At 33.8% G+C, this 8,732-nt stretch carries 9 protein-coding genes; 1 reads left to right on the top strand and 8 read right to left on the bottom strand.

The window, feature by feature from the left end; all coding sequences use genetic code 11:
* The first annotated feature begins 135 nt into the window (after positions 1–135).
* Positions 136–1,284: a Coenzyme F420 hydrogenase/dehydrogenase, beta subunit C-terminal domain gene (locus JCM10550_RS09705; protein ID WP_172673837.1), complete on the top strand. Its 1,149-nt coding sequence runs from the start codon at positions 136–138 to the stop codon at positions 1,282–1,284.
* Positions 1,285–1,603: 319 nt separating this feature from the next.
* Here JCM10550_RS09705 and JCM10550_RS09700 read toward each other — a convergent pair whose 3' ends face one another.
* The 8 genes from JCM10550_RS09700 to JCM10550_RS09670 form a co-directional block, all read right to left on the bottom strand.
* On the bottom strand, positions 1,604–2,287 hold the full coding sequence (locus JCM10550_RS09700) for a polysaccharide pyruvyl transferase family protein (protein ID WP_062398765.1): 684 nt from the start codon (positions 2,285–2,287) through the stop codon (positions 1,604–1,606).
* Positions 2,271–2,765 carry a hypothetical protein gene (locus tag JCM10550_RS09695; protein WP_062398763.1) on the bottom strand — a complete coding sequence of 165 codons (495 nt, stop codon included), beginning with the start codon at positions 2,763–2,765 and terminating at the stop codon, positions 2,271–2,273. Before JCM10550_RS09695 ends, JCM10550_RS09700 begins: the two co-directional genes overlap by 17 nt.
* A 104-nt stretch (positions 2,766–2,869) precedes the next feature.
* Positions 2,870–3,706 carry a hypothetical protein gene (locus JCM10550_RS18745; protein WP_157200135.1) on the bottom strand — a complete coding sequence of 279 codons (837 nt, stop codon included), beginning with the start codon at positions 3,704–3,706 and terminating at the stop codon, positions 2,870–2,872.
* 1,004 nt (positions 3,707–4,710) lie between these two features.
* Positions 4,711–5,460, bottom strand: coding sequence for an SDR family NAD(P)-dependent oxidoreductase (locus JCM10550_RS09685; RefSeq protein ID WP_062398760.1), 750 nt, complete (start codon positions 5,458–5,460; stop codon positions 4,711–4,713).
* On the bottom strand, positions 5,453–6,424 hold the full coding sequence (locus JCM10550_RS09680; RefSeq protein ID WP_062398758.1) for a phosphoglycerate dehydrogenase: 972 nt from the start codon (positions 6,422–6,424) through the stop codon (positions 5,453–5,455). Before JCM10550_RS09680 ends, JCM10550_RS09685 begins: the two co-directional genes overlap by 8 nt.
* Positions 6,425–6,638: 214 nt before the next feature.
* Positions 6,639–7,097 (bottom strand): cytidylyltransferase domain-containing protein, encoded by a 459-nt coding sequence (locus JCM10550_RS17200; RefSeq protein WP_218185175.1) that lies wholly within the window; start codon positions 7,095–7,097, stop codon positions 6,639–6,641.
* 12 nt (positions 7,098–7,109) lie between these two features.
* Positions 7,110–7,745, bottom strand: a complete 636-nt coding sequence (locus tag JCM10550_RS09675; protein ID WP_062398757.1) for a cyclase family protein — start codon at positions 7,743–7,745, stop codon at positions 7,110–7,112.
* An 11-nt stretch (positions 7,746–7,756) separates the two neighbouring features.
* Positions 7,757–8,728, bottom strand: a complete 972-nt coding sequence (locus tag JCM10550_RS09670; RefSeq protein WP_062398755.1) for a glycosyltransferase family A protein — start codon at positions 8,726–8,728, stop codon at positions 7,757–7,759.
* Positions 8,729–8,732: the final 4 nt, after the last annotated feature.

Here is an 8,732-nt window from a genome sequence, read left to right as displayed (position 1 = left end):
AAAATTAATCTTCCGTTGACAGAAAATAAGTTAAATGTACAGAGAGAAGTATCTCAGTGCATGTTATCGACTGAAGGTTTTCAGACAAATATGTGCTATAGGTTTTTTTAAATCAGAATAATAATGGAGAATTCTATGAGTCATAGCGGAAAAAATGTAGAGTCAGTTGTTAGTCACGGTCTATGTACAGGCTGTGGTACTTGTGAAGGGATCTGTCCACAGTCTTCAATTATTATGGAGCTTGATAAAGAAAAAGCGATATACCTTCCTTCAATTAAAGCGGGGGGGTGTACATTTTGTGGAATGTGTGTATCTGTTTGTCCGGGTAAATTTGTTGATTTTAAAGATCTTAATCAAAAAATATTTAATCAACCTTCTTCTGATTTTTTACTGGGACACTACAATAATTGTTATCTCTCCCATGCTTGTGACAGGAAGGTGAGGTACAAATCATCTTCTGGTGGGTTAGTTACATCCGTTATTTTGTTTGCACTTAGAGAAGGTTTAATTGATGGTGCATTGGTCACTCGCATGAGTAAAGATAATCCAATTATTCCTGAACCATTTATTGCTCGAACAGAACAAGAAGTAATTTCTGCTTGTGGTTCGAAATATTGTCCTGTTCCAGCAAATAAAGTGATAAATGAAATACTAAAGGTAGAAGGGAAATATGCCGTTGTGGGACTTCCGTGTCACATTCAGGGTATAAGGAAGGCAGAATTGATTAACAAAAAATTGAAAGAAAGGATCGTCCTGCATTTAGGCATTTTTTGTGGTACAACCAAAACATTTTCTGCAACAAATAACTATACAAACCAACTAGGAATAGATGAAATAAATATTTCAAATATTAGTTATCGTGGGAGTGGGTGGCCAGGGAAGTTATCGATTTGTGTGAAAAATAATGATGAATCTTATTATGAGGAACAATATTTAAAATATTATAGTTGTGAATTTTGTTCATATACACCGTGGCGGTGTACTGTTTGTATAGATCAAGCCGCAGAATTTGCAGATCTATCTTTTGCTGACGCTTGGTTAGATGAGGTTATTGGTGTAGATAAATGTGGCTCATCAATAGTTGTGTCACGTACAAAAGTTGCTGAAGATATTATTCAGAAAATGCAGTTAAAAGGTGTTGCGGTTTTCTCTCAAATCACTGCTGATAAGGTTAATAAATCGCAAGGATTCTTTCCGAGGAAAAACTATTTAGAGTTAGAAAATACTTGTTTATGGCCCTTCATGGGGGGGATATTCCACGATATAATCATGATGAATTATTAATACCAATTAGGGTCGTAGATATTTTAAACACGATCTTTCTTTATTATCCGCGTATCTTTTTTGCAAACAGTCAACATCGATTATTGCTTAGAATGCATTGTAAAATGGTACAAAAAATTGCATCGATCTTCAGGAAAGATAAATGATTTTTGATCATTTCTTTTTTTGCAGAATAATTTTTTGAAGCAATTCAGTGTTTTTTGTTGCGTTTATTTTTGCGTCATTTGTTTGGATCAATAAGATTTCTTTTATTGAATCACGTTGATTCCATGTCTTTTTTATTTTATCAAACAATTGATCAGCCTCCAGATCCTTAATGTCACAGATTGCATCTATCTGGCCAAAAACGTCGAATGATATCAAGTCTTTGATCCTCTGTATTTGATATTAAAATTGATGGAGTTGTCATTGTCATAGCATTAATTACTGAATGGACCCTCTCACCAATGAATAAATCTAATTCTCCAAGAAGAGATTTTAAATCCTGTGCATTATATTCATTCGTGATGTTTATTATATCTTCTTTATTATTGCAGTGATTACAGATTTCTTGAGCAATTATTCGGTCATCTAAATTATCAGCAATCCCAATACAATGAGGAATAAATAATACTTTTGCATTAAATTCTTTAGTAATTTGATCTATCACTTTGGCCAACATCTTTACATGCTCGATATAACTTTTTTTAGGGTCATTTAAACTTGGATATGCAATTGATGCTTTTTCTCTTGTGACTGTCATTCCGACAAGCACTTTTTCTGATTTTTCTATTCCTTCAAGTTTCAAAATATTTTTTCCTTGGTTCATAGGTGATGGCTGCAATAAAAATGCGAGGTCAGTTGTCAGGAAACAATTTTCATTTTTAACTTTTAATTTATTATAGTTCAAATAAGAGGTTGATTCCCTTAGAGTAATTAAATCCACACGATTTAATGCAAATCGATAAAGTTTAGCTAAAAATTGACTATACCAAACTTGTTTTAGTTCAATGCTTCCCCCCATATAATATGATGGGTTTACCTAATATCTTTGCAAGAGATGGGAGAATTATTGGGTGCAAAACAATGGGCATCCCTATGCCTCCCCCTACACAAAAAGTACCATTATGTCCAAAAATAATAGCATCTGCTTCAATATATTTTTTCCAAATATCATGCCTTGTAAGTTTTAGTACACTTGTGCCTAATATTTTATATCCAACTGCAAATAAGCCATGTTCTAATAATACAATAAATGAAGACAATATCTGAACACACTTGTTTGGGTAACTAGTATGTTTATACCCTAGCAATATCCGCCGAATATCAATAATTTCTGCTTTGTCTGCATAACGGGAAGCATCTATTTCTGGATACTGGGAAAACATAGAAACATTAAGATCTTCAACAAAATTTAGGCTCTCTAAAATTCCTTCAAATATTGTTTCTTCCCCTTTATTCATACTTGGTATATTTTCAGCAATTAATATGTTATGTTTCATAATGAATTCTCCTTTTTAGATAACTCGTAAAATGTCTTGATCATCGCAATTATAAATCTTTATAATACTCTGATCAAAATCAAGCTTTATTATATTGTTATATGTCAAAGGTCCCTATCGGGCCAAATTAAATGGCGCGTCTCTCTATACCTTTCACTTAGAACAAAATAATTCCCTGAATTAATATAATATGAGATCTTTCCAGAATAAATAGTTTTCAAATTAAAAATGTCTCCAGCATAAATAAATCCACCCGTATTCAACGGTTTTTCATTATCCCTACCATATATCAAATCTGGTGCTCTCCTAGGTAACTGATCGAGAAATATTACATTATCATTTTCTTTATGCTCGAAAAACCAACACATGCCTGACCATTCTGAGTTAGTAACTTGGATCCCGCCTTGTTTGCTAATTGGTGATGGGAATATACTAAAAATACCTATTGTTGTCGTAGAAAGCATAATTAAAAAAATAATAAAAAATGCAAACATTTTAAATTTTTTCCCTTTTAATTTAATCATTTCATAGCATATTGCACCATTTACAAATATTGAAGCTAAAATTGCCCAACAGAAAATCCTAATCGATTTTCCTGTCATAAGGAAATCCCCTAATAAAGTAGAAACATACAGTAAACTAATTAAAAGAAAAAATAATTGATAGAATGATAATTCCTGAACATACTTTATCTTTTTTGTAAATAAATGGTAACAAAACCATAATATGCAGACAACCGATAATATTGAATAGATTAATATGTGGCCATAGTTAAATAATATTATTTCTATCAATTCAATAACATTCAAACTTTGGGTTATAATTGAGATCTCTTCAACTGGCGGTTCTCCAGAATTGAGGATAAACCACTGATATCCCTGACGAATTGTTACGTCAAATAAGTAGAATCTACTAAACCATGCAGAAATTACTATCGCCATCAGTAAAACAGCACCATAGGCATTGTTTAGGAAATTTTTATCAGATTGATCCGTTTTATTTTTTTTAAACAAATGTCGGATTAATGTTACAAAAATACAATAAGCTGATATTAATATTATTAATAGAAAAGTTCCTAGCGGGTGAAATAATGGAAAAAGAATAACGAAAATTGAGATTAGAAATGTTAAATTTAAGGATGTCTGATGCTGAGTTTTAAACAATATGTATATGAAAAGGGGGGGAACTAGATAAAGAAATAGATGAGTGGGCAAGAACAAGTAATTAAAGTAAGTGAACATTAATGTTGAGCCAAAAATTAATATTAAATATTTCTGTTCAAAACAATATTTCCCTCTGCTTGCAATTAGATATATGCCAAGAATATACATTAAATAAAAAAATATTGGGATTATCTTTATAATGAACATAGGTTCAATTTGAGTAAGTGAAATAATAAAATATGATAGAATATGGATAGCGGGGGGGTATTTATTGTTATAACCTAATTGACCTGAGATTTGAATGTCTTTTATATATCCCAAGTGTGAAATTTCATCTCCGAAGCTATTTAGGTAGTAACCCCGAAAAATGGGTATTGCTAAAATAAGTATGTTTGAAATAATTATTCCTAAAAATGCAATATTTCCCCCAGAATTGTTTTTCTCTGTATTTTCCCAGTGCTATGATAATTATATTGGTTAGTCCTGACATGATTGCTATTATTATAATTACCCAAAATATCCATCCAGAAGCATCATATATTGATAATTCGTAATTGTTGCTTCTTGGCATTTGAGCTATGAAAACCAAAGAGAGAGCAATGAAACTATATTCAAGTATCACTAAAAAACGGCAAATATCAAATGGTTTAGTTGGTCTCTTAAATGACCTAAATGTGAATGATTGATCTATGTTCATTTTAATATTCACCAAAATTGTAAATGGTTTATTATAATTAAATTATTAAATCAGATAATTTGAGTTTGTCATTTTGATTTACTAATTATTCAGTGCTTAATTTAACTGTTGCTCCACCATCAACAATAATTGTTTGACCTGTGATATAAGATGAGTACTGATAATTTGCTAAAAACAATATTGGATATGATATCTCAATGGGGTCTCCAATTCGCCCAACAACCGTTTTTTGAGTTAATTCATCTTTTTTAATCTTAAATTTTTCATTACTAGTACATAATCGTTTGAGGCCTTCATGCAGCATTGGAGTATCTATTGCGCCAGGCAACACAGCATTTACCCGGATATTATCTCTTGCAAATTCAATAGCCATATTCTGTGTTAACGTCTTAATTGCTCCCTTGCTTGCGGCATATGCTGCAATGTTTGCTGATGTTGCTATTGCATGCACTGAACTGACGTTCACGATAGAACCACCGTTTTCAGCCATCAAAGGATATGCAAGTTTAGAACAATAAAATACAGACCTGACATTTGTATGGAAGACATTGTCCCATTCTTCAACTGTTGTTTCAAGAATTGGTTTGCAGATTTGAAGAGCAGCATTATTTACCAATGTGTCTAATTTGCCTTCCTCTTTTTCAATTTCTTGGAAAACACGTTCTATATCAGCGATATTGGATACATCTGCCGGGATATAGTGGTCCACACCCTCTATTTTGTCTGTTTTGGTCCGTGATACACCAATTACGTGCCATCCTTCTTCTGAGAATAGTCTGGCTGTCGCATTTCCTATGCCACTGGATACACCGGTTATTAGAACAACTTTATTCACGAAGGGAAACCTCCTCTTTCAATCCTTTCATCAGGTTGTCTATTGCCAGGTCATTCGTTCGCATTACTGCCTCGTACGTATTTGAGCTATTATGGGCACCAAAAATACAGTTGTTAAATTCATGAAGTGAGTTTTCCAAAGGCAGTGGTTCGCATTCAAATACATCTAATGCAGCCCCCCCTGCTACTTTTCCAGAATGTAATGCCTCAAGGAGATATTTTTCGTCAATGAGGCCTCCACGTGCAGTATTAATGATATGTACCTGATTTTTCATCAATTCAAATTCTGTTTTTCCGATCATGTGTTTGTTATCTTCGGTCAAATTGCAATTGAGTGAAATAAAGTCAGAATTTATGAGTAATTCCTCTAAACTGGTTTGAATCATCCCGGTTTCATTGATAAATGCATCCGATATTGGATAGACGTCGTATCCGATCAGATTCATTCCCATTGCTTTTGCTCTTTCGATAACAGCTCTACCGATACTTCCTACACCGATAACGCCCAGAGTTTTCCCCCCCCGTAAAGACTGTCCGCGGATTTGTGCCTCTTTCCAGCATCCTTTTCTTACGAGGCTGTTAATGTGATGCATATTTCTGGATAACATGATGATGTATCCAATGACCAAATCGGCAACCTCGTCTCCAAAAACGTTCGGGGGGGTGTTGGATACCTGAATTCCGAGTCGTTTTGCTGCTTCAAGATCAATGGCATCCAAACCAATTCCCCCCCACTTTGAAATTACTTTAAGTTTGGATGCTTTGGCCAAAACCTGTTCTGAAAATACATCATCGCCTGCGATAACACCATCATACTGATCGATGATTTCGAGCAATTCTTTTTCGGACAGATTCTGCTCGATTTGAGGAATAACCAGTTCGATATTATTTTTTTCGAATAGCGGCAGGTAATTTTCAATTGTGCGTTGCAAATGTGGACATGAGATCAATACTTTATAATTCATTTAATTTTCACGCTCCTGATAAAGCAATTCAGCAATACGAAAGTCTAATTCTTCGTCGATATCACAAGATTCAACCGCATCTATTTCGAACATTAATGGACGCTCACCTATTCTGTTATGTCGGGATTCAAGTGTCTCCTTTGAAAATAAATATATACATGAATTCTCTTCGTAAATTGGAGGGAGGTCTTGGGTACGTAACAGAATTGCTGGATTATGGTTGATTGCTCTTCCTAATGAATCCCAAAGTCTGCTGTTGATTCTCGTGACAGAAAAAAAGTGAATCGTAGAGTGGGTAATTCTCGATAAAAAATACAATAGCTTTTGTTATTGTGTCTGATGTTAGTAAGGGATTTGTGCTATGAGTCTGGAGATAAAAATCTGCTTCAACCTGGTTTACGCTATGCAATAAAACATCATTCATTGGAATAGAACCTGACCGAAGATGTTCTGGCCTTTCAATTAATTTCACCTGTGGAAAATTATTTGATACATCATTAAAGATGGTGGGACTATCCGTGTCGATGATTACCTCATCGATTAATGGACATGATAATAATGAGTTAATGATGTGGCGATAGAGTGGTTGCCCTCCAAAAGAACGATAATTTTTACCAGGGACTCTTTCGCTGTTATGCCTCATCGGCACGATTGCTGCAATTTTTAATTTCATTATAACTCCTCATTATGATGTTTTTACCAGGATAGCCCGTGCAGGAGCTCCTTCAGCACCTTCGATTTTAATTGGCAGACAAATTAATTGATAAATACCAGTCATTACATCTGTAAGATTTAAACCCTCGACAATGACAATATCTTCCTTCAAAAGTATTTCATGTGTTTTATGAAAACCAGAATATGGTTGAATTGAAAGATAATCTATGCCGATAAGACGTATTTCCTTATTAACAACCCATTGTGCTGCATCAGATGATAAACCCACAAAATTTTCAGTGAATTTATCACCTTTAGTCAATAATTGTGAATTTTGTGTCTTAATAAGCAACCTTTCTGTATTTTCAGGTATGTTTGCCATTTCAAGGTCTTTTTTTGTAACAATAGCTTGGTTGGGAAATTCTGCAACAAATGTGGGACCAATCAGTACATCTGTGTTGATTTCATCAACACTTTTCCCTTCTTTTATGTAGTGCAAAGGTGCATCGATATGTGTTCCTGTATGAACATCTGCAATTATTCGTGAATTATTTGATGGATCGCCGTTATCCAAATTTTGTGTTCGAATAACCGTTATTCCCTCACTATTTGGCCAAATAGGAATATTCAAACCGAGAGGGAGTGAAATATCAATATGTTGCTTCATTCTTTGCCTCTTTATTGAAATTTTTGGTAATCAATTGGTTGTTTTGCTGGTTTTTCCATCGAATACTTTTTTTCTTTTTTTACATGATTTGGATAATAAAATGTCCTTTTAAGAGAAGAAGATATTTGATCGCCCGTTTTAAATCCTATATATGTGCCCCCCCAGAATTGCATTATTCTGAATGAAAAGATATCAGTTATATTTCGAAACATTTTGCGATTGATACTCAATTTAGATATATCTGTCAAAATGTTTATTGATGTCAATTTTATAAAGTCAAAAATAGTAAACCGCTCTTTCGGGAAAATATGTTTTAGTGCGATAGCTTCCCTCCGGTACCTGTTTAAAATACTTTTAGTCGTTTCTTCATGCACATGGATGATTGGAGCAGATGAAGAATATACAATTTTATACTTATGCTCAGTAATTGCTTTTTGTGCCCAATCCAGGTCTTCCAAACCAGTCAAATCTTCATCATAGGGAATTTTATTCCACAGTTCTTTTCTTATTGTGCAGTTAGCGTTATTGCAAAAAGGGTGTGTCTGATCATAATCTGAATTTTCCGGGAACCAGCTTATGAATATTTGTTCTTCTGAAAATTTCGTTTGTTCGTTTCCTCTTTGTTTACCATATACTAGTCCGACTTTTTCATCCTGAAATGGCTCTAATAAGTGCTCCAGCCAATCATCATATATGGGCCAGCAGTGTGCGCTAATAAATACTAGATATTTACCTTTTGCAGCCTTACAACCATAGTTCAATGCCCTGCCGAATGAAAATTCTTCGGGAGAAATATATACCAGATTTGTTTGATATTTTGATGCAATATTTAATGTTGAATCAGTGGAACCAGAATCGACTAAGATTAGTTCAATATTTTTTATTGTTTGTTGTGAAATTCCTGCAAACAACTTACCAATGTGTTTTTCTTCATTATAGCATCGAATAATTATTGAACACAATACTTCGTTTTTCTGGTTCACAAAT

It is taken from the genome of Methanogenium cariaci JCM 10550 (assembly GCF_001315945.1).
GTDB classification, from domain to species: Archaea; Halobacteriota; Methanomicrobia; order Methanomicrobiales; family Methanomicrobiaceae; genus Methanogenium; species Methanogenium cariaci.
The sequence above is the reverse complement of the archived record's forward strand: the minus strand, read 5'-3'. Positions and strand labels throughout refer to the sequence as shown.

Bases quoted from the DNA above. Each gene is read 5' to 3' on its own strand.
- JCM10550_RS09695 (WP_062398763.1), bottom strand. From the start codon at position 2,765: ATGAAACATAACATATTAATTGCTGAAAATATACCAAGTATGAATAAA.
- JCM10550_RS09675 (WP_062398757.1), bottom strand. From the start codon at position 7,745: ATGAAGCAACATATTGATATTTCACTCCCTCTCGGTTTGAATATTCCT.
- JCM10550_RS17200 (WP_218185175.1), bottom strand. From the start codon at position 7,097: ATGAAATTAAAAATTGCAGCAATCGTGCCGATGAGGCATAACAGCGAA.
- JCM10550_RS09700 (WP_062398765.1), bottom strand. From the start codon at position 2,287: ATGGGGGGAAGCATTGAACTAAAACAAGTTTGGTATAGTCAATTTTTA.
- JCM10550_RS18745 (WP_157200135.1), bottom strand. From the start codon at position 3,706: ATGGCGATAGTAATTTCTGCATGGTTTAGTAGATTCTACTTATTTGAC.
- JCM10550_RS09705 (WP_172673837.1), top strand. From the start codon at position 136: ATGAGTCATAGCGGAAAAAATGTAGAGTCAGTTGTTAGTCACGGTCTA.
- JCM10550_RS09680 (WP_062398758.1), bottom strand. From the start codon at position 6,424: ATGAATTATAAAGTATTGATCTCATGTCCACATTTGCAACGCACAATT.